The organism is Arthrobacter sp. HLT1-20 (genome assembly GCF_054510895.1).
The window spans coordinates 80,556-100,942 of record NZ_JBTNDR010000014.1 but is presented as its reverse complement, the minus strand read 5'-3'; the positions used below and the strand labels follow the sequence as shown (position 1 = coordinate 100,942).

The following is a 20,387-nucleotide window of genomic DNA, read 5'->3' as shown; positions in this document are numbered from 1 at the left end:
AAAAAAACAAAAAACCCGGGGAAAACCGGGGGTTTTTTTTTTTTTTTTCCGGGCCAGTTGGTTAAGGAACTATAGCTGCTCCTTGTGGGCGGCAGGCACGTCGCCCTCACGTGCGGCGGAGTAGATGTCGGGTTCCAGGTAGATCACCTTCGCAATGGGGACCGCGGCACGGACGCGCTTCTCGGCGTCGTCAATGGCCTTGGCAATCTCAGTTCCGGTCTCCGCGGCGTCCACAGCAATTTTTGCTGCAACAAGCAGCGCTTCGGGGCCTAGGTGCAAGGTCTTGAGGTGAATAGTCTTGCTGACGCCCGGACCCACCAGGGCCGCCTCCACGGCACGAGCATCCTCCACTGTGGCTGACTCGCCCAGCAGCACTGCGATGGGAACCCATGCCCACTACGGTTCCATACCGTGCCGGTGCTGCCATTTTTCGTACGCCTCATACAGAACCGCCAACACTGAACGGCACAATGGAGACGATGAAAGCATAGACGTAGCGTTCCCGGCCTAGCCAAACGGGTGCTCGGGGCTGGCCTGGCGTTTAGCCTTCTTACCGCCCACCAGCAGCAACAGTTGATTGCCGGAGTCGGCAAGGGAGTCGATGCCCTCCGCCAGCATCGATGACGACAATGTCAAGAAATAGGCCACGAACGTCTTGACCGCAATGGATGCCCGGCTGGGAACCCTAGCCCGCACGGGCACCTTGCCCACAACGGGAAAACCTACCGCCTGCCCAGCCAAGCAAACCACAGGCGTCACAATTCTTGCTCCTTCGCGGCGCTGGGCCCGGGGGCTAGCCATCGCGGCGCTGGGCCCGGGGGCTAGCCTTCGCGGCGCTGGGCCCGGGCGCTGGCGTAGAGGCACACTGTTGCTGCAGTGCCAAGGTTCAATGATTCGGCTTCACCATAGACCGGCACCGCAACACGGTGGTCTGCCAGCGCCTTCTCTTCCCCGGCCAGCCCCTGGGCTTCGTTGCCGAAAAGCCACAGCGTGGGATCTTCCAGAGCGTAGCTGGAATCGGGGATTTGCTGGTCGAACGAGCGGGCTGCGCTTTCATCCTGCAACAAATCAAGGTTCAGGTGGCCGTAGCCGTCGGCGGCTAAGACACCAACGCCTGCGGCCTTGGCAGCAGCCACCACCTCAGCCACGTCGGCTCCCAGCACCACAGGGAGGTGGAACAGCGAACCAGCCGTGGACCGCACAGCCTTGGGATTGTAAATGTCAACACTGGAGTGCGAGAAGATCACGGCGTCAGCGCCGGCGGCATCAGCTGCGCGCAGCACGGTACCAGCATTGCCTGGGTCGCGGACCTGGCAGAGCATGGCGATGAGTTTCGGTTTGGACGCCAGCACGGCGTCCAGCGGAACATCCACGAAGTTACAAACGGCCACAACGCCCTGCGGGGTCACCGTGTCCGTCATGGCGGAGAGCACCATCTCGCTGGCAATCCGAACCTGCAAGCGGGTTCCGGGTGCGGAAGCCGCTTCGAGGAGTTCCGGGTAGCGCTTCAGGCATTCAACCGTGGCGTACAGCGCCTCAACCACGGGGCTGCCACCGGCCGCCAGGCACTCACTGTGCGCCTTCAGTGCCTCACGGACGCTCTGCGGACCCTCGGCCAGGAATTGACGGCGCTTTAAACGACCCGAGCGCCCAACCAGCTTGGCAACGTCCCGCACCCGATCTGCTCGAGGATTGGTCATTGCTTCTGCTGGTGGGCGCCCGGATTCAATCATGCTTAGGACTTTATCAGTCACTGAGCAGGAACAAGGAACTCAAAAAGTCCCTCGAGGCAAAACTGGAATTACTTTGCTACCGGTGCAGAAGTATCTGCAGGCAGTGCAGCCTTGGCGATGTTCACCAGTGCAGCGAAAGCAGCGGCGTCGTTGACGGCCAGGTCTGCCAGCATGCGACGGTCAACCTCAATCGCAGCAGCCTTCAGGCCCTGGATCAAGCGGTTGTAGGTCAGGCCGTTGGCGCGTGATGCAGCGTTGATACGCTGGATCCAGAGGCGACGGAAGTCACCCTTACGCTTGCGGCGGTCACCGTAGCTGTACACAAACGAGTGCAGCAGCTGCTCTTTGGCCTTACGGTACAAGCGTGAACGCTGTCCGCGGTAACCCTTTGCGCGCTCAAGAATAACCCGACGCTTTTTGTGGGCGTTTACAGCCCTCTTCACACGTGCCACGTGCGTACTCCTTCAAGTTTAAAGATCCCAAGCCAATCATGCCAGGGAAGGCTTTGATGAAATGGTGTTAGTCCCGGAACTGGGAATCACACCGATTGACTTGCGAAATTAGATGCCGAGCATCTTCTTGATGTTGCGGACATCAGCCTTGGCGACCAACAGGTCACCCTTCAGGCGACGCTTCAAGCTGGAAGGCTTGTGCTCCAAGTAGTGGCGGCGGTTAGCCTGCTGGCGAACAAGCTTACCGGAACCGGTGAGCTTGAATCGCTTCTTCGCACCACTGTGTGTCTTCATTTTAGGCATGAGGACCTGTCTCCTTACGTATCCACCGGCGCTGCCTGTGGTTCTCTTGCAGCGACTGGTTGGGTCACTGTGTGGGTGTATTCACCGCTGAAAAGGAGGAACCTTATTCAGCTGAGCTGGGGGTTTCGGCTGCAGGCTCGCTCTTTGCAGAGGCAGGCTTTGCGGCCGGTTTTGCTGCTGCCTTGGCGGCAGGCTTGGCTACTGGCTTGGCGATAACCGGCTTAGCCATGGGCTTGGGCATCGGAATCGGCTTCGCAGCTACCGGCTTCGGTGCAGCAACAGGCTTGGGGGCAACGGCCGGCTTGGCGGCGGGTGCCTTGGCGGCAACCTTGGCAGCGGGCGCCTTGGCAACAGGAGCCTTGGCGGCTGCGACCTTCGGAGCAGCTGCCTTGGCCGGAGCCTTTGCAACAGGTGCGACGGCGGGAGCTGACACAGCTTCCGGCGCACTGACTGCGGGGGCCACCACTGCGGCGGGAGCTTCAGCGACGGTTGCGGTCTCAGCAACTGATTCGGCAACGGGCGCCTCTTCAACTGCGGGAGCTTCTTCGTTCAGGCGCAAGCCGGCAGGCAGCAGATCAGCCAGGGACTGAGTCAGGGGAGCCTTGTTGTCGCGGTCAACGTCAACACGGGCTGTGCCGTTGGCAACTGCCTCGTTGTGCGCCTTGGCGTCGGCACGCTGCTGGTTGCGGCGAGCTTCAGCCTTCGCTTCAGCCTTGTTCTTCAGCGGACCAATGACCATGACCATGTTGCGGCCGTCAATGCGCGGGCTCGACTCGATGATGCCGACCTCGGCAACGTCTGCGGCGAACTTCTGGAGCAGGCGGATGCCCATTTCGGGGCGCTGCTGCTCACGGCCGCGGAACTGGATCATGGCCTTGACCTTGTCACCGGCACCGAGGAACTTCAGCGCATGTCCGCGCTTTGTCTCGTAGTCATGAGTGTCGATCTTGAGGCGGAAGCGAATTTCCTTCAGAACAGTGTTCGTCTGGTTCTTCCGTGCTTCACGGGCCTTGACGGCGGCCTCGTACTTGTACTTACCGAAGTCCATCAGTTTGCACACCGGCGGCTTAGCCGTAGGCGCTACCTCAACCAGATCCAAGTCTGACTCAGCGGCAAGACGGAGGGCATCCTCAATGCGGACGATCCCAACCTGTTCGCCTGCTGGCCCTACCAACCGCACCTCTGGGACGCGGATTCGATCATTGATGCGTGGCTCGCTAATGTGTAGCTCCTGTTGCATAAGAAAGGGTGAGTACCACCAGCAACGGAGAAGGCCCCCAATTTGCTGATGCAATGGAGGCCTCGAAATATCGGCGCGGGAACCCCAAACGGGACTCACCTGACTTCGCCCGGGGGCAAAGCGCCGACCTAAACCAGACAACGCCAAAATTGGGTCGAAAGGTGGGAGAGGACTCCACTTGCAAACTCGAAGCAACCACTTCTTTTTGGCCTGTGACTTTCGTCGTTTGGACAAGAAGAAATAACAGCATCGAGTCGGTCTATGACAAGCTTAGCAGTATGAGTAGCTCAGATAATAATTCGGACACCCGCAACACTTTTCAGCCCTCTCCGGAAGAGGGCCTCAGCGACGCGCAGGCCGCTTCCGTGGTGCGTGACATCGCTGAAGTTCCGGCCATTGAAGTCATTACGACGGCGGCCGTTCACCTCATGAGCGCGGCAGCAGTCAAGTGCGGCTTGGCAGCAGGACCCGACGCCGAAGAGCTCAAGGACTTGGACGAGGCCCGCAAACTGATCACCGCCCTGGCCGGCTTTGTCACGGCAGCGGCCCCGGAAATCGGTAGCCAGCACGCCGGACCCTTGCGCGACGGCCTGCGTTCACTGCAGCTCGCCTTCCGCGAAGCCTCCATCATTCCGGACGCTCCGGGCAAGGGCCCGGGCGAAAAGTACACGGGAGCTGTCAACTAGTCCCCACGCCCTCCCCAAGACAAGCCGCTGGCGCGTCTTGGCTTGGGGCCCCTCGGGCGCGTGGGCCCAACAACGACTCCCTGGGAATCGAACGGGCAGTCGTTGTTGATGTTTTACAAAAACATCAACAACGACTGCCCGTTCGGCGTTAATGGGTGAGCTGCTCTACACAGAGTCCCGTTCGCCCAGCAACTCGTCGAGGTCGTCCACGTCATCGCGCCCGCCGCGGCCGGGTCCGTCGTCGGCCTCCGTCGGCTTGTCAGCGTGGCTGGAGAGCGAAGTCTCCGGGACACCCTGCTCCTGCACTGGATCGGAAGCCGCGGCCACAGGTGGCTCTTCGATCACTGGCTGCGCCAGGCGGGCGCTGCGGCGGCGGTAGATAGCCATGGCGATCAAGCCCACAACGGCCAGCACGGCACAAATGAAGCCAACAATGGCGAACCCAGCCCAGGGGCCAACGTCATCGATCATGGCACCGGCAAAGGGTGAGCCCATGGCACTGCCAATGGTCATGGAGGAGCCGTACATGCCCATGGCTTCGCCGCGACGCTTCTCCGTCACCAGGTCCGCGATGTGCTCGGCGCTCGAGGTCAGGACCGGGGCACACAGCAAACCCGGCAGGATGGACAGCAGGCCCAAGGTCCAGGCGTTGGTGGCAAAGCCCATGGGGATGACGAGCACTGCCATAGCCATGAGCAGCCACAAGGGGTTGACCGATTTCTTGAGGGCGCCATAGACGATGCCGCCCAGAATTGAGGCGCCACACCAGAAAAGGAAGACAATACCCAATTCGCTGGTGCTGTCGTTGTGTTCCATGAGGGCCACCATGCCCACATTCACACCCGACAGGACCAGTCCGGCACCCAGGGACGTGCCCAGAATGGCCAGCACGGCAATGTTGACCCAGCGAAGGTTGTGGCGGGACTTGCCCCAGAAACGCAGCAGAAAGTTCTCACCGGCTAGGTCAGGGGTTTTGGCATCTTCTACAGCATCGTATGGCTGCTCACCTGCACTCTCGACAGCCACATAGGAACCTTTTTGACCCGTCCGGGTTGGCGGGTTGAACCACATCAGGAAGATGCCGGCCAGGGAGGCACTGACACCGATGATGATCAATCCCAGCACTGTGTTGTTCGTGGCCAGCATGACACCGGCAGCGGGGCCGATCATGAAAGTAATTTCGCCGCCCATGGAGTCTAGTGCGTACGCCGTGCGGCGCTGCTCTGTGGGAACCATGACGCTGAGCGCCTGGCGGACCACTGAGAATATGGGGACGGCAAAGAGTCCGCCGATGAATGCGGCCAGCACCAGTAGCTGAAAAGTCAGGAATGGCGCCGTGCCCCAAACCACAGCCTCAGCTATGACCGACGGAACCAGAGCCCGCCGCAGCCCGTGAATGTCCACCAACCGTCCCCGCCACGGCGCCCCGATGGCCATGCCTATGGTGATGGCCGCGGCGACTGTACCCGCAGCGGCGTAGCTGAGCCCCATGGACTGCACCACGTGCAGCGTCAGGAGGACACCGGCTGCTGCGTGGGGAATGCGCGCAAACATGGCGATAATCAGCAGCCGGCGCACGGATCCAACCGCGAGGACTTCGCGGTAGGCGGCAAAATTCACTGTAGTGACTTCTCTCTTGTGATCCATCACAAGAGCGCATCGAGGTGCTTTGTGAGGGTTTAGGTACGTGGGTGTGGGTGACGCAGACGAATTTGGATCGAATCAACGGCGTGGGCAAAGTACTCGTTGGCTGCCCAGTTTTCCTGCAATTGGGCTAGCAGATCGTTCACAGCGGGCTGGTCAAGCCCGGGCAACAGCGTGATGGTGACACACAGCTCCGGGCCGGTTCCCCCGCCCTTGACCAACTGACCGTGGGCTGAGGATTTTTTGCGCCACTGGGATTCTATGCCCTGGCCAACGCTGGCGGAAATGTCCACCACGGCACTGTTACCAAGAGCCGACACAGATTGGGCCAGAACATTTTGCACTGCCGCGTCAGCGTAACTGGGCAGCCATGTCTGCTGTTGGGCCAACGCCCACATTGCTGGGCGGCGGATCACAAAGGGCCGCTCCGAGCCAGGGTCCAGCACCATCAGCTGAGCGTCCTCCGCGACGGCAGACAACGCTGCCCGGGCCGCATACACGGCAACGGGCCGAGCCTCGGGGTGCCATTGTGTAAGGGCTTGGGCATGCGTGAATGCCGGCAGCACCCGGCGCCCGTCGGGTCCCTGCAAGGTCACCAGGGCCATGTCCGATTCCTTGTCGGACACCAGGCCGTTCTCCCCTACTGTGTGCTCGGCGAGCTGAGCAACAATGGGGATGAAGACACGGGCCTGCGCCAGGGCGGCTATGACCTGCGCTTCAGTACCTGAACCTGCGGCCAGTGCCTCCATGGCGGCAGCGAAACCGGTGTCCATGGCGCCGTCGTCAGCGTCAAAGTTGTGGTACTTTTCCTGTGCAGGCAGCTCCCGCCCAGCCCACGGCTGCCCGGCCGAATCCGTGGATCCGCCGGCACCGGCCAAGGCTTGGGCAATGTGGCCGGGCAGCTGCTTCTTGGGCATCTCGGTCATGAATTAGCGGCGGCCGGCCACGTCAAGGGCCTGCGGCAGGGTGAACTGGCCGGAGTAGAGGGCCTTGCCGATGATGGCTCCTTCAACTCCCTCGCCCACGAGCTCGCGCAACACACGGAGGTCTTCAAGGCTGGAAATGCCGCCCGAGGCCACCACGGGCTTGGCGGTGCGGGTGCACATTTCACGCAGCAGTTCAACGTTGGGGCCGCGCAGGGTACCGTCCTTGGTGACGTCGGTGACGACGTAACGGGCACAGCCGGCGTCTTCCAGGCGGGCCAAGACCTCCCAAATATCGCCACCCTCCTTGGTCCAGCCCCGTCCGGCCAGGGTGGTGCCACGGACATCCAAGCCCACGGCGATCTTGTCACCAAATCTGTCGATGACCCTGGCGGTCCACTCGGGGTTTTCCAGTGCTGCCGTGCCGAGGTTGACCCGGCCCACACCCAATTCCAGGGCGGCTTCCAGGGAAGCGTCATCGCGGAGTCCGCCGGACAGCTCAACCTTGATGTCCAGGGCCGCCACCATCTCGCGCAGCAGGTGCACGTTGGAGCCGCGGCCGAACGCGGCGTCAAGGTCCACGAGGTGAACCCATTCGGCGCCGTCGTTCTGCCAGTTGAGGGCGGCCTCGAGCGGCGAACCGTAGCCGGTCTCAGATCCGGCCTCGCCCTGAACCAGACGAACCGCCTGTCCATCTACGATGTCGACCGCGGGCAGCAATTCCAAAATGGGGGTGGTCATGGGGTCCTCAACGTGACTAGTACTTGCGAATGTGAAGTGGAGCGTGTGTGCGCCGGGCTAAACGCCGGCACTCACTGGGTGAACATGTAGGCGGCCACGAGCGACATGGCCGCCAATACGGCAAAGCTGATGGGTATCCATCGGGCAGTTTTCTGCTGGTAGAACGTGTAGGCGCCGCCAATGAGCAGCCCCGCCAAACCCATCAAAAGCAAGGACCACATTATTTGGCCGCCTTGTTCAGTGACAAGACCCAGTTGCGCAGCAGGCGTGCACCAGCATCGCCCGACTTTTCCGGGTGGAACTGGGTTGCGCACAGCGGTCCGTTTTCAACCGCGGCAATGAAGGGCGCACCGTGCTCCGACCACGTGACCATGGGTGGACGCATCTTCGGCTGGAGTACTTCAAAGTCCCATTTCTGCACACCATAGGAGTGCACAAAGTAGAAACGCTCGTTTTCAACGCCGTCAAACAACATGGAACCTTCGGGCGCCTGAACCGTATTCCACCCCATGTGCGGGACAACAGGGGCTGGCAGCAGCTCAACTGTTCCTGGCCACTCCCCCATGCCTTCTTCGTGGACGCCGTGCTCGAATCCTGCGTCAAAAAGCACCTGCATGCCTACACAAATACCCAGAACGGCGCGGCCTCCGGCCACACGGCGTCCGATCATGCGCAACGCATCAACGTTTTTGAGTTCCTTCATGACCGAACCGAAGGCACCCACTCCCGGCACCACCAGGCCGTCGGCGTTCAACACGTCCTCGGCCTTGGCACTGAGTTTAACCGTGGCGCCTGCCCGTTCCAAGGCGCGTACGGCGGAGCGCACATTGCCTGAACCGTAGTCGAGGACAGTGACCGTGGGCTTATTTTCTCCTGCTGGCAGGGTGGTTGCGGAGCTCACAAAAGGCCCTTCGTGGACGGAATTCCTGTAACGCGGGGATCTGATTCAATGGCTGAACGCAGGGCCCGGGCAAAGGCCTTGAACTGGGCCTCAACAATGTGGTGCGGATCGCGGCCGGCAATGACAGTCATGTGCAGGCAAATTTGTGCGTGCAAGGTGATGGCTTCAAAAACGTGGCGGGTCAAAGATCCTGTGAAGTGTCCGCCGATCAGGTGATATTCCTGGCCTGCGGGCTCGCCACCATGAACCAGGTAGGGTCGGCCGGAAACATCCACGACTGCATTGGCCAGCGCCTCATCCAGCGGGATGGTGGCTTCGCCGAAGCGGCGGATGCCCGCCTTGTTCCCCAAGGCTTCCTTCAGGACCTCACCGAAGGAAATGGCCACATCTTCCACCGTGTGGTGCGCGTCAATGTGCGTGTCGCCGGTGGCCTTAATGTTCATGTCGATCAGCGAGTGCTTGGACAGGGCTGTCAGCATGTGGTCGTAGAACGGGACTGAGGTGTCAATCGTGGAAACACCGGTGCCGTCCAGGTTGATTTCCACCAACACGCTGGACTCGCTGGTTACTCGTTCCAAACGGGCTGTGCGTCCCTGGCCGGGCTGCGGGCTGTTCTCAGTCATTGCACAAGTCCTTTGGTTTGTGTACGCGCCCCCTTGCCCTTGGCGACGCAGGGCAGGGCTGGGCTCGCGAACTTTTCTCTGTATGACACCAGTTTAGGAGAGAAGGCATGGTTATGCCCAAAACAGTCCGCTGCGATGCCGCCGGTGCCCGGCATGGCAGCGTTGTCCGCATCTGGGACTAGCCGGCCAGGATGGCGCGCAGCCCGTTGAGGAAAGCAGTTGTTTCTGCTTCGGTTCCAGCGGTCACGCGCAGGTGACCGGGAATTCCGACGTCGCGAATCAACACTCCGTTGGCCAACAAGGCTTTCCAGACGGCCTGGGGGTTCTCCAGCCCGCCAAAGAAGACAAAGTTTGAGTCCGAGGGGGCCGGGGAAAGTCCCAGGTTTGTCAGCTCCGTGACGATCCGGTCCCGTTGAACCTTGATGGCCTCCACATTGGCCAGCAGGGATGTTGAGGTGCGCAGGGCCGCGACGGCGGTAGCCTGGGTGATGGCCGACAGGTGATAAGGCAGGCGCACCAAACGGAGCGCGTCGGTGACTTCCGGCGCCGCTGCGAGATAGCCGAGACGCGCACCAGCCAAGGCAAACGCCTTGCTCATGGTCCGTGAAACCACCAGGCGGGGCCGGCCTTCCAGCAGGCTCAGGGCACTGGCGGTTCCTGTGTGCGCAAATTCTGCATAAGCCTCATCAACAATGACGATGCACTGCGATGCTTCACCTGCTGCATAAACAGCCTCCACCACGTCAAGGCCGAGGGCCGTTCCAGTGGGATTGTTGGGCGAGCAGAGGAAGACAATGTTCGGGGCGGCCGCACGCACTTGATCCGCGGCCGATGCCGCGGACAAGCTGTAGTCTTGCTCGCGCAAGCCGGCAAGGTACCCCGTTCCCGTGCCACTGGCCAGCAAGGGGTACATGGAGTATGTGGGCGGGAATCCCAGGGCGGTGCGTCCCGGTCCGCCAAATGCCTGGAGGATCTGCTGCAGCACTTCATTGGAACCGTTTGCGGCCCACAGGTTGTCTTCATTGAGACCGTGGCCCAAATACGCCGCCAATTCCTGGCGGAGTGTGGTGAATTCCCTGTCGGGGTACCTGTTGAGGCCTTCAAGTTCCCTGGCCACAGCAGCCAAGATAGCCTCTTTGGCATCTGCCGGGACGCCAAAGGTGTTTTCATTGACGTTCAACAGCACGGGAACGTCAAGTTGCGGGGCGCCGTAGGGATGCAGTCCGCGCAGATCGTCGCGGAGTGGCAATTGACCTAAGCGTTCAAACTGATCCATGACACCAGCTTAATTGCCAGCGTCTGAAATTTCCGAAACGGTGACAGTATGCGGACACCTCACCCGAACCGTTGGGGCAAGTCTTGTGGGCTTGCCGTCCAGTAGTGTTCTACTTCGGGATGGGAACGAACAGGCGCTGGCCGGCCTGCAGTACGCCCGTGCCCAACTCATTCAGGGCAACAATTTCACGAACCACGTCCCGGACATCCCGATTCGGATTGGTGGCTCCGGCGATACTCCACAGGCTGTCACCCTGAAGAACTGTCACGGAATGCGCATAGTTGTCCATGTCGACGGCCATGTTTTCCACTCCCGCATGGGCCGGGCTCGCCAGCGAGCTGAAAACAATGGCCAGCGCCACAAAGACCAGGATCGATGAGGCCACCAGGGCCGGAAGACCAAAGAGCACCAGCCTGCCCCTGCGCGTCAAAGTAAGCTTGACAGGCGCCGCCGCCAGCGGGAGCTGATGCGGCCGGTGACTGGCACCGCTGCCGCCAAACAAGCCCTTGGGTGTACTGCTGAGAGTTCCTGCGGAGATAACCATTGCATTCATGACTTCTCGTCCTTTCACCGTGGATCTGGATCCTTGGCCACACCTGCCGACTGGATCGAAATTCCACGCTTCATATCTTCGATAGAACGTATGTTCTAATTTGCTACTAGTACAGTTTTAGCATCTATAGACGACACTTGCCAAGGGTTGATAGAACAAATGTTTGAAATTGCCCGCCTTGTGGCTTAAACTTGGATTACAAGGATTAGCCGCTAGATGCAGTCCACCAGCAGGCACTGACATTGTTCAGGGCAGCCAAGAAAGGACCCGGAACCATGGCGCTTCAAGAACCTCCGCACCGCATCCCCCAAGCGCCCAGCCGCGCTGGCATGAAGGGGTTGACCGTTCGGCAGAAAAAGATCCTCGAGTGCATCCAGCGCTCCATTGCCGACAAGGGCTACCCGCCCTCCATGCGTGAAATTGGCGACTCCGTGGGGCTGGCCAGTCTTTCCAGCGTCACACACCAATTGACGCAGCTTGAGCGCCATGGCTATTTGCGCAGGGATCCCAAACGTCCCCGTGCCATGGAAGTCTTGATTCCGCTGGTTCTGGACAACGGCGAGGTGGAAATCGAGGGCGTCAGCGCCCCGTCAAAGTTGCGCAGCTCCAACGGGCTCAACTTTGCCGAGCTCAGCAGTTCCTCGGACACTGCTTTTGTTCCGCTCGTGGGACGCATCGCAGCCGGCGGGCCCATCTTGGCCGACCAGTCGGTGGATGACATTATGCCGTTGCCACGGCAGATTGTGGGCAGCGGTGAGCTGTTCATGCTCAAGGTCCAGGGCGATTCCATGATCGACGCCGCAATCTGCGACGGCGACTGGGTTGTGGTGCGGCAACAGCAAACAGCCAACAACGGCGACATTGTGGCAGCACTTCTGGACGATGAAGCCACAGTGAAGACCTTCCGCCAGCGCGACGGCCACACCTGGCTACTGCCCCAGAACACACGCTACGAACCCATCTTGGGCGACCACGCCACCATCATGGGCAAAGTAGTCTCGGTGCTCCGCAGCCTCTAGGCGCGCCAAATAACACGCATACGGATTCATTGTTCCTGAGGGCCAGGAACGGGTATTTTCCGGCTACTATCCGACACGTCGGCCGCGGGCTGGGCCCACGAGCGCGAGGGCCCCGCTGCGAGCTTGCGAGCAGTGGGAGCGCTTGGGGCCTTTGGTGTCTCCTTTACGTAGCCTACAAAAATACCCGTTCCTGGCCCTTGGCGTTATTTGCCGGAGAGCCGTTCCAGGGCAGCCAGAGCCACGGCACGGTCCTTGGTGGCCCAGAACGGCGGGAGGGCTGCGCGCAGGAACCCGCCGTAGCTGGCGTTGGCCAGGCGTGAATCGAGCACTGCCACGACTCCCCTGTCGGCGCTGGAGCGGATCAGGCGCCCCACACCCTGGGCCAGCCGCACGGCTGCGTGGGTGGCGGAGATGGCGATGAAACCGTCGCCACCGCTTTGCGCAACCGCACGGGCCCTAGCTGTCACCAAGGGGTCATCCGGGCGTGGGAACGGAATCCTGTCAATGACCACCAGCCGGCAGGAGGCACCCTGCACGTCAACACCCTGCCACAGTGACATGGTGCCGAACAGGCAGGTGTCCGGTTCATCGGCAAATTCCTTGATGAGCCCGGCCATGGAGGAATCGCCCTGGCACAAAATCTTGACGGAGAGTTTCTTGCGCAGTTTCTCTGCAGCGTCTTCGGCTGCACGCCGCGACGAGAACAGCGCCAACGTTCCGCCGCCGGCGGCGGTGATCAGCGCAGCAAGTTCATCCAGTTGCTCCGCTGACATGCCAAAACCCGGTTTTTGCAGATGTGCCGCCACATACAGCATGCCTTGCTTGGGGTAGTCAAAGGGAGAGCCGACGTCGGCCCCCGTCCAGGAGGGTGCGTTGGGGCCCAAGAGGCCCAGTCCGCCTGCCGTTGCCTGGAAAGACTCGCCAATGGCCAAGGTTGCCGAGGTCAGCACCACTGTGCGGTCGGCGAACAAGCCCTCGCGCAGCTTCATGGCCACACTGAGCGGTGCAATGTTGATGACGGCCGGCTCGCCGTCGTCGGCCTTCTGGTAGCCCTTGCCCGGGGTGAAGCTCCCCGGCCGTGAGGCCCACACCACCTCTCGGGCATCAGCGGCGGCCAACAACCGCTCGCACAGGTCGAAGATCAGGTTCAGCCGGGCCCGGGCAATGGAACGGCCCCCGTCCACGGCAGCGTTGCCTTCGGGCTTGGAATCCGAGAGTGCCGCCCGCACGGCGTCACGCACTTGTTCAATTGCTTGGCTTTGGGTTGGGTTCAGGCCATTGGGCAGCAGCCCCTCTGCCGTGCCGGCGAAGGCCAGGTCAAGGGCTGCCGCGCTGGCGTGAATGGCGTCAACGGAAACCGCCGTGTGCTTGCGGGTGCTGGAGGCCGCTGCCTGCACCATTTGCACCGAGAGCTGTCCCGTGACTGCGCCGGTGACACGGTCCTGCAATTCGTGGGCCTCATCCACCACCACCACGTCGTAATCGGGCAGGACCGCAATACCTTCGAACGCGCTGATGGCCAGCATGGCGTGGTTGGTCACCACAATGTCAGCCTCGGCGCCGCGGGCGCGTGCCAATTCCGAGAAGCATTCGGTGGCCAGCGGGCACTTTTGCGCCCCCAGGCATTCCATGGAGGTCACTGACACCTGCCGCCAGGCCTTATCGGTCACGCCGGGGACCAGCTCGTCCCGATCACCGGTGTCGGTGTCCTGCGCCCACTCACGAAGCCGCACCACCTCCCTCCCCAGCTGAGATGTGGGGCCGGTGGCAGCCCCCGGCAAATGGTTGACGGATGAATCTTCTCCGAGCGTGAACAAGGCGCCTTCGCCGGTGTCCTCGGAGGGGAAACCGCCACCCAGCTTCTGCTTGCACACGTAGTTGCTGCGGCCTTTGACCAGGGCAACATCAATGGCGCGCGGCAGGAGAGGTTCCAGGGCAGCGAGCAGGCGCGGCACATCACGGCCCACAATCTGGGCCTGCAGCGCCAGGGTGGCCGTGGCCACCACTGCCGGCTTGTCACTGGTGAGGGCATTGACAATCAGCGGGATCAGATAGGCAAGCGATTTTCCCGTGCCTGTTCCGGCCTGCACCAACAGGTGGTCGCCGCTTTCAATGGCGCCCACCACACGGCGCACCATCTCATGCTGGCCATCACGGCGTTGGCCGCCCATGGCTTCCACAGCCCTGTCCAGAAGTTCCAGTGCTTGTTGCGAAAATTCACTGTCAGCCATGTTGGACAAACGGTTCAACCTCGGCTGCCAGGTCTTCGCGGACCCGGACGTGGGCCACAGTTCCGTGCTCGCCGTGCTCCAGCGTGATGATCTCGGCGTCGGAGCGGTGTAACTTGTTCAAAACATCGCCGCGGTCGTAGGGGATCAGCAGCGTCAAGGTGACGCTGGGGTGCGGAATTCCCTCGCTGATGGCCTGGAGCAGCTCTTCGATGCCTTGCCCCGTTCGGGCGGAAACCACTACAGTGTTGGCCTCGTGCTGGCGCAGCCGTTCCACCACAAAAGGATCGGCGATGTCCCCCTTGTTCAAGATGATCAGCTCAGGGATCTTCAGCGCATCGACTTCGGCGAAGACTGTTCGAACGGCAGCAATCTGCCCCTCGGGATCGGGGTGGGAGGCGTCCACAATGTGCAGGATCAAGTCTGCGTCCGCCACCTCCTCCAAAGTGGAGCGGAAGGCTTCAACCAACTGGGTGGGCAGCGAACGCACAAACCCAACGGTGTCCACCAGTGTGTAGCCCAGGCCGTCGGCCGTCTCGGTCTTGCGCACTGTGGGATCCAAGGTGGCGAACAAGGCATTTTCTACCAATACGCCGGCATCGGTGAGACGGTTCAGCAGGGACGACTTTCCGGCATTGGTGTAACCGGCAATGGCCACCGAGGGCACGTTGTTGCGCTTGCGGTTGGCACGCTTGGTTTCGCGTGCCGGCTTCATGGCGGCAATCTCCCGGCGCAGCTTGGCCATCTTGGTGCGAATTTTTCGCCTGTCCAGCTCCATCTTGGTTTCACCGGGTCCACGGGAACCAATGCCACCGCCGGCGGCGCCCACACGGCCACCAGCCTGGCGGGACATGGACTCGCCCCAGCCACGCAGGCGCGGCAGCAGGTATTCCATTTGGGCCAGTTCAACCTGGGCCCGACCTTCACGTGACTTTGCGTGCTGGGCGAAGATATCCAGGATCAGGGCTGTCCTGTCAATGACCTTGACCTTGACAACTTCTTCCAGGGTACGCCGCTGGGACGGGGCCAGGTCGCCGTCAATGATCACGGTGTCCGCGCCCGTGGCCTGGACAATTTCCTTGAGTTCTTGGGCCTTGCCGGTGCCAAGGTAGGTGGCCGGGTCCGGCTTGGCACGGCGCTGCACCATTCCGTCGAGCACCTCGGAGCCGGCCGTTTCGGCGAGTGCCGCCAGCTCGCGAAGGGAGTTCTCGGCGTCGGCCATGGTGCCTTGGGACCACAGTCCGGCCAAGACAACGCGCTCCAACCGCAACTGGCGGTATTCCACCTCTGTGACGTCTTCAAGTTCCGTGGACAGCCCTGAGCGACGGCGCAGGGCGTTGCGCTCAGCAAGTTCTTCCTGGGCACCGTCAAAACTGCTGTGTTGGAAGTCAAGGGTGGATACGGCCTGGGCCTGCCCGCCCAGGGGCCGCGTGGCGGGAGTGCCGCCATGAGGATCCTGGGCATCCAACTCGCTGTCGGCACGCACGGCACGGCTTGTTGCCGCGTCCTTCGCCAAGATCCGTTCAATGACGGCTTCAATCTCGGCAACCGATAGATCCGTGCCACCTTGGCCGGACTTTTGCGAAGGTGTCCCGTTCTTGCCGCCGTCGGGCAGCTCGTTATTGTCGGAACCAGTGTGTGCAGATGCGTTGGACATATTCTCCTCATAGACGCTTACCCTCAATCGTAGTCGCGGCCGCCCACACTCACACCTTTTCAGCCCAGAGCTTGTGGATAAGCCAGCACCGCTCCCGGTGGCGCTTAGGCGCGCCTAGATACACAAACGCGCGAATTCGCACTAATCTGGCATGACTATGGGTACTCAGGGTGCAGATCACTATTTCAGTTCACAACCGTCAACACCGATGAAACGCCGACCCCTCAGCGTGGTTTTGGTCGGTGCAACACGTCAATTGCAAACAGCGGGGGGCATCTTCAGCCCCGACGGGGTGGACAAGGGCACCACCATTCTGCTCTCCGAGGCGCCGCCGCCCGCCGCCGCAGGCAATCTGCTGGACATTGGTTGCGGCTGGGGCCCTATCGCGCTGAGTCTGGCCCTGCACTCCCCCGCAGCAACCGTCTACGCCGTGGACGTCAATGAGCGCTCCATCGAGCTGACCATTGACAACGCCAAGGCCCTTGGCCTGGACAACGTCCGCGCCTCCACCCCGGACGCGGTCGAGCCGGATGTGCGCTTCAACACCATCTGGTCCAACCCGCCCATCCGCGTGGGCAAAGCGGAACTGCATTCGATCCTGCTGATGTGGCTGCCGCGTCTGGCCCACAACGGCACCGCGTACCTGGTGGTTCAAAAGAACCTGGGCTCGGATTCGCTGCAGCGCTGGCTGACCACCGAACTGACCGAACAGTTCCCCGACGCCGGGTTCACCGTGGCCCGCGACTCCACCAACAAGGCGTTCAGGATTTTGCGCGTCACCCGCACCAAGCCGTAGCTGCCGGAATCTGTTGCGCGAAGAGGCCGTGCCCGTCAGGGGCAGGGCCTCTTCGCGTCTCAATGCTGCCGCTCTGCTTGGGTAGAGCTGGCGCTAGGCAATGACGCCTTCCGCCACGATGACGGCGGGCCCGCTCAGTTCAACGTGCTCGCGTCCTTTTGCACCGGCGAAGAACCGCACGCCCACCTCGCCGCCGGGCACGGCAACGGTCCAGGTATCCGGGGCTTCGGCGCCTGCCCAGAAGCGGATGGCGGCAGCGGCCGCGCACGCTCCCGTGCCGCAGGACAAGGTCTCCCCCACGCCACGCTCGTGGACGCGCATGCTGACGTGTCCGACGTCGTCCCTCACCAAGGGCTCGGCCGGCACCACAAACTCAACGTTGGTTCCGTCCGGGGGAACCGGGGTGACCACGGGGGCCTCGCCCAGCTTGGTGCCGGCCAGCTCGCTCATGTCCGCAAGGGCCACCACCGTATGCGGATTGCCCATGCTGATGGACAGGGCCGGGCGGTCCACCTCCAGACCGGCAGCGGCCACCAAGGAATCGGAGCCGCCCTGTGCCGCCTGTTCGGGGAAGATGAAGGCCCAAGGGCCCATGTCCACCCGGTAGCCGTTGGCGCTCCGTGACACCACCTTGATTCCGGCCCGGGTGCCAATGGTCAGCTCCTCGTCCGGCGCCAGCGTCACCAGTCCCTGGGTCAGCAGGAAGTGGACAAAGACGCGCACCCCGTTGCCGCACATTTCCGAGCGAGTACCGTCGCCGTTGTTGTAGTCCATGAACCACTCGGCCGCTGGGTGCACGGCCAGCAACGCGACGCCCTCGCTGACATGCTTGGAACGCACGGCACGGATCAAACCGTCACCGCCAATCCCGCGGTGGCGATCGCACAGGGCCGCAATCTGCTCCGGTGCTAGTTCGTGCAAGCCGTCGGGATCGGCCATCAACACAAAGTCATTGCCGGTTCCATGGCCTTTGGAAAAGCGCATGCCTGTCAGGGAAGTGGTGGCTTCAGTCATGGATCAAGACTAAAGCACGGTGCGATCTGCACTGAACAAGTGGCGACAACTCTCCAGCTCAGGCCTCGGTTGTTCGGGCCACCAACTGGGCTGCTGCTGCGCCCACGTCCGGCTGGGCCCAGTCCAGCCACTGCACGCGGGGGTCGGCGCGGAACCAGGTCACTTGGCGGCGGGCAAATTGCCGTGTTGCAACTATGGTTTCCTCGCTGGCCGCAGCCACCGTGGATTCACCGTCCAGGACCCGCAGGAACTGCTGGTAGCCCAGCGCCTTGTGGGCCGTGCGCCCCTCACGCAACCCTTGCGGGATGAGCGCCTGGACCTCCTCGAGCAGGCCGCTGGCAACCATGCCGTGGACACGCCCGGTCAGGCGCTCGTGGAGTTCGGCCCGATTGCCGTTGAGGCCTATCTGCACCGCAGGGGAAAAGTACTTGCGCTCAGGCATGAAGGAACTGAAGGCGCGGCCGGTCAATTCGTGGACCTCCAGAGCACGCACCACGCGCTTGGCGTCGCTGATGCGCGCCGCGGAGACCGGATCCACCTCGGCGAGGCGGGCGGCCAGGGTGGCCAGGCCCACACGTTCCAGCTCAGCTTCCAGGGCCAACCGCACAGCCGGGTCGGTGCCGGGAAACTCCAGCACGTCCAATGCTGCCCGGACGTAAAGCCCGGATCCGCCCACCAGAATGGGCAGTTTCCCCCGGGAACGGACCTCTGCAATGGCGGCCCGGGCAAGGTCCTGAAAAGTGGCCACGGTGGTGTCTTCACGGACTGTCAAGAAGTCCATGAGGTGGTGCGGGATGCCACGGCGCTGCTCCAGCGGCAGCTTGGCCGTCCCAATATCCATGCCCCGGTAGAACTGCATGGAATCGGCGTTGATGGCCTCACCGTCAAAGCGTTCGGCCAATTGCAGGGCCAACTCGGACTTCCCCGATCCTGTGGGGCCCACGACGGCGACAACCGGCAGCGCCTTTTCCTCCACCCTCACGCTGTGCGAACCTGCAGCGACGGCATGCCCAGACTGACCTTCGGCCGGGCGCCACCGGCCGTGCCAGGGGTGGGAACGCCGCAGGACTCCGCCTGCGCCAGGTCCCAGGCATCCCCTGCGCGCGAACGGCGCAGGGAGTACTCGGCCGCTGTTGCGGGGTCGGCCACCACATGGAACGCGGCCGCCTCGGTGATGGTGACGGTGACGAGATCCCCGGGGCGTGGTGTTGGCGCCCCGTCGGGAATGCTGAAATGGACCAGGCGCTGATCTTTTGCACGGCCGGAGAGCCTGTTGGTTTGTGCTGCCTTGCGGCCGGAGGTGGCTGTGACCATGACTTCCACCTCGCGGCCAATCTGGGCAGCATTTTCCTCGGCAGAAATCCTGTCCTGCAGGGCTGTCAGTCGCAGGAAGCGTTCCTGGACGACTTCCTTGGGCAGTTGCCCGGGCAGGTCTGCCGCCGGGGTGCCGGGGCGCTGTGAGTATTGGTAGGTGAACGCCGTGGCAAAACGTGACTTCTCCACCACGTCCAGGGTTGCCTGGAAGTCCTCCTCTGTCTCGCCGGGAAAGCCAACGATGATGTCGGTGGAGATGGACGCGTTGGGTATGAGTTCGCGGACTTTGTCCAGAATGCCCAGGAACTTGTTCGAACGGTAGGAACGCCGCATGTCCTTGAGGACCTTGTCCGAGCCCGACTGCAACGGCATATGAAGCTGTGGCATGACGTTGGGCGTTTCGGCCATGGCTTCAATGACGTCATCGGTGAATGCCGCCGGGTGCGGGCTGGTGAAGCGGAGGCGTTCCAAGCCTTTGATCTGCCCGCAGGCGCGCAGCAGCTTGCCAAACGCCAGCCGGTCGCCAAATTCCACGCCGTAGGAGTTCACGTTCTGGCCCAGCAGCGTGACCTCAATGGCGCCGTCGTCCACCAGCGCCTGAACTTCGGCCAGGATTTCGCCGGGGCGGCGGTCGCGTTCCTTGCCGCGCAGGGACGGCACAATGCAGAAGGTGCACGTGTTGTTGCAGCCCACGGAGATGCTGACCCAGCCGGAGTACACGGAGTCTCGACGGGTGGGGAGGGTGGATGGGAAGACTTCCAGGGACTCCAGAATCTCCATTTCGGCGTCGGCGTTGTGGCGTGCCCGTTCCAGTAGGACCGGAAGCGCCCCCACGTTGTGGGTACCAAACACCACATCAACCCACGGGGCACGCTTTTGGATGGTGTCCCGGTCCTTCTGCGCCAGGCAGCCGCCCACGGCGATTTGCATGCCTGGATTGATCTCCTTGATGTGCGCCAGCATGCCCAGATTGCCGTAGAGCTTGTTGTCGGCGTTTTCACGCACGGCACAGGTGTTGAACACCACCACATCAGGGACCGCGTCACCGTTGGCGTCAAGGATGCTTCCGGGTCCGGCTTCCTCCACGGCCACCAGGCCGGCGGTTTCCAGCAAACCAGCCATGCGCTCGGAGTCGTGGACGTTCATTTGGCAGCCGTAGGTGCGCACTTGATACGTGCGGGGGCGCCCGCCAACGTCGCTTGCGTTCTCGACGGCGGTACTGGTTGTGGTGCTGGTGGGGGCGGAAGAATCAACGCTGTTTTGGGTCAGGCTCACCAGAACAGC

20 protein-coding genes and 1 pseudogene are annotated in these 20,387 nt (G+C 62.2%); 3 read left to right on the top strand and 18 right to left on the bottom strand.

All coding sequences use genetic code 11. The annotated features are described in order from the left end of the window. Positions 1-69: 69 nt before the first annotated feature. The 5 genes and pseudogenes from ACX80Q_RS09805 to infC all read right to left on the bottom strand — a co-directional run bounded on the left by ACX80Q_RS09805 (position 70) and on the right by infC (position 3,728). Positions 70-711: pseudogene (locus ACX80Q_RS09805) on the bottom strand (cation diffusion facilitator family transporter). Between the two features lie 110 nt (positions 712-821). Next, on the bottom strand, positions 822-1,733 hold the full coding sequence (locus tag ACX80Q_RS09800; RefSeq protein WP_459330342.1) for a TrmH family RNA methyltransferase: 912 nt from the start codon (positions 1,731-1,733) through the stop codon (positions 822-824). Positions 1,734-1,801: 68 nt separating this feature from the next. Continuing rightward, positions 1,802-2,185 carry a 50S ribosomal protein L20 gene (gene rplT, locus ACX80Q_RS09795; protein WP_103466429.1) on the bottom strand — a complete coding sequence of 128 codons (384 nt, stop codon included), beginning with the start codon at positions 2,183-2,185 and terminating at the stop codon, positions 1,802-1,804. A 108-nt stretch (positions 2,186-2,293) separates the two neighbouring features. Further along, on the bottom strand, positions 2,294-2,488 hold the full coding sequence (gene rpmI / locus ACX80Q_RS09790) for a 50S ribosomal protein L35 (protein WP_103466427.1): 195 nt from the start codon (positions 2,486-2,488) through the stop codon (positions 2,294-2,296). Positions 2,489-2,591: 103 nt separating this feature from the next. Further along, entirely contained in the window at positions 2,592-3,728 is a 1,137-nt protein-coding gene (gene infC, locus ACX80Q_RS09785; protein ID WP_459330341.1) for a translation initiation factor IF-3, read from the bottom strand. 278 nt (positions 3,729-4,006) lie between these two features. On the opposite strand from infC, the gene ACX80Q_RS09780 reads away from it, so the two are divergent. Beyond that, positions 4,007-4,414, top strand: coding sequence for a DUF1844 domain-containing protein (locus ACX80Q_RS09780; RefSeq protein ID WP_459330340.1), 408 nt, complete (start codon positions 4,007-4,009; stop codon positions 4,412-4,414). Positions 4,415-4,579: 165 nt separating this feature from the next. Here the strand turns inward: ACX80Q_RS09780 and ACX80Q_RS09775 are convergent, their stop codons facing one another. From ACX80Q_RS09775 to ACX80Q_RS09740, 8 genes are all read right to left on the bottom strand, one after another. Next, positions 4,580-6,061 carry an MFS transporter gene (locus ACX80Q_RS09775; RefSeq protein WP_459330339.1) on the bottom strand — a complete coding sequence of 494 codons (1,482 nt, stop codon included), beginning with the start codon at positions 6,059-6,061 and terminating at the stop codon, positions 4,580-4,582. A 32-nt stretch (positions 6,062-6,093) separates the two neighbouring features. Further along, positions 6,094-6,984: an SseB family protein gene (locus tag ACX80Q_RS09770; protein ID WP_459330338.1), complete on the bottom strand. Its 891-nt coding sequence runs from the start codon at positions 6,982-6,984 to the stop codon at positions 6,094-6,096. A 3-nt stretch (positions 6,985-6,987) separates the two neighbouring features. Further along, entirely contained in the window at positions 6,988-7,722 is a 735-nt protein-coding gene (gene priA / locus ACX80Q_RS09765; RefSeq protein WP_459330337.1) for a bifunctional 1-(5-phosphoribosyl)-5-((5-phosphoribosylamino)methylideneamino)imidazole-4-carboxamide isomerase/phosphoribosylanthranilate isomerase PriA, read from the bottom strand. A gap of 71 nt (positions 7,723-7,793) precedes the next feature. After that, positions 7,794-7,943, bottom strand: coding sequence for a hypothetical protein (locus ACX80Q_RS09760; RefSeq protein ID WP_459301991.1), 150 nt, complete (start codon positions 7,941-7,943; stop codon positions 7,794-7,796). Continuing rightward, positions 7,943-8,623, bottom strand: coding sequence for an imidazole glycerol phosphate synthase subunit HisH (gene hisH / locus ACX80Q_RS09755; RefSeq protein ID WP_459330336.1), 681 nt, complete (start codon positions 8,621-8,623; stop codon positions 7,943-7,945). The genes ACX80Q_RS09760 and hisH overlap by 1 nt, the downstream gene beginning before the upstream one ends. Further along, complete coding sequence (hisB, locus tag ACX80Q_RS09750) at positions 8,620-9,246, bottom strand: imidazoleglycerol-phosphate dehydratase HisB (protein ID WP_459330335.1); 627 nt, start codon at positions 9,244-9,246, stop codon at positions 8,620-8,622. The genes hisH and hisB overlap by 4 nt, the downstream gene beginning before the upstream one ends. Before the next feature lie 178 nt (positions 9,247-9,424). Further along, complete coding sequence (locus ACX80Q_RS09745) at positions 9,425-10,522, bottom strand: histidinol-phosphate transaminase (protein ID WP_459330334.1); 1,098 nt, start codon at positions 10,520-10,522, stop codon at positions 9,425-9,427. Between the two features lie 109 nt (positions 10,523-10,631). Further along, positions 10,632-11,075 carry a LysM peptidoglycan-binding domain-containing protein gene (locus ACX80Q_RS09740; protein WP_459330333.1) on the bottom strand — a complete coding sequence of 148 codons (444 nt, stop codon included), beginning with the start codon at positions 11,073-11,075 and terminating at the stop codon, positions 10,632-10,634. A 275-nt stretch (positions 11,076-11,350) separates the two neighbouring features. On the opposite strand from ACX80Q_RS09740, the gene lexA reads away from it, so the two are divergent. Then, positions 11,351-12,094: a transcriptional repressor LexA gene (lexA, locus tag ACX80Q_RS09735; RefSeq protein ID WP_459330332.1), complete on the top strand. Its 744-nt coding sequence runs from the start codon at positions 11,351-11,353 to the stop codon at positions 12,092-12,094. A 203-nt stretch (positions 12,095-12,297) separates the two neighbouring features. Here lexA and ACX80Q_RS09730 read toward each other — a convergent pair whose 3' ends face one another. Together ACX80Q_RS09730 and hflX are read right to left on the bottom strand one after the other, a co-directional pair. Beyond that, complete coding sequence (locus ACX80Q_RS09730) at positions 12,298-14,325, bottom strand: ATP-dependent DNA helicase (protein ID WP_459330331.1); 2,028 nt, start codon at positions 14,323-14,325, stop codon at positions 12,298-12,300. Continuing rightward, the gene (gene hflX, locus ACX80Q_RS09725; RefSeq protein WP_459330330.1) at positions 14,318-15,979 is read right to left on the bottom strand and encodes a GTPase HflX; all 1,662 of its coding nucleotides are present in this window, start codon (positions 15,977-15,979) and stop codon (positions 14,318-14,320) included. The genes ACX80Q_RS09730 and hflX overlap by 8 nt, the downstream gene beginning before the upstream one ends. A 208-nt stretch (positions 15,980-16,187) precedes the next feature. Here hflX and ACX80Q_RS09720 point away from each other — a divergent pair, with 208 nt between their 5' ends. After that, the gene (locus ACX80Q_RS09720; protein ID WP_459330329.1) at positions 16,188-16,775 is read left to right on the top strand and encodes a class I SAM-dependent methyltransferase; all 588 of its coding nucleotides are present in this window, start codon (positions 16,188-16,190) and stop codon (positions 16,773-16,775) included. 93 nt (positions 16,776-16,868) lie between these two features. Here ACX80Q_RS09720 and dapF read toward each other — a convergent pair whose 3' ends face one another. Genes dapF through miaB form a run of 3 tightly spaced genes read right to left on the bottom strand, consistent with a single transcriptional unit; the run spans position 16,869 to position 20,378 of the window. Then, complete coding sequence (dapF, locus tag ACX80Q_RS09715) at positions 16,869-17,789, bottom strand: diaminopimelate epimerase (RefSeq protein WP_459330328.1); 921 nt, start codon at positions 17,787-17,789, stop codon at positions 16,869-16,871. Between the two features lie 58 nt (positions 17,790-17,847). Continuing rightward, positions 17,848-18,771, bottom strand: a complete 924-nt coding sequence (gene miaA / locus ACX80Q_RS09710; RefSeq protein WP_459330327.1) for a tRNA (adenosine(37)-N6)-dimethylallyltransferase MiaA — start codon at positions 18,769-18,771, stop codon at positions 17,848-17,850. Then, on the bottom strand, positions 18,768-20,378 hold the full coding sequence (gene miaB / locus ACX80Q_RS09705; protein ID WP_459330326.1) for a tRNA (N6-isopentenyl adenosine(37)-C2)-methylthiotransferase MiaB: 1,611 nt from the start codon (positions 20,376-20,378) through the stop codon (positions 18,768-18,770). Before miaB ends, miaA begins: the two co-directional genes overlap by 4 nt. Between the last annotated feature and the right edge of the window lie 9 nt (positions 20,379-20,387).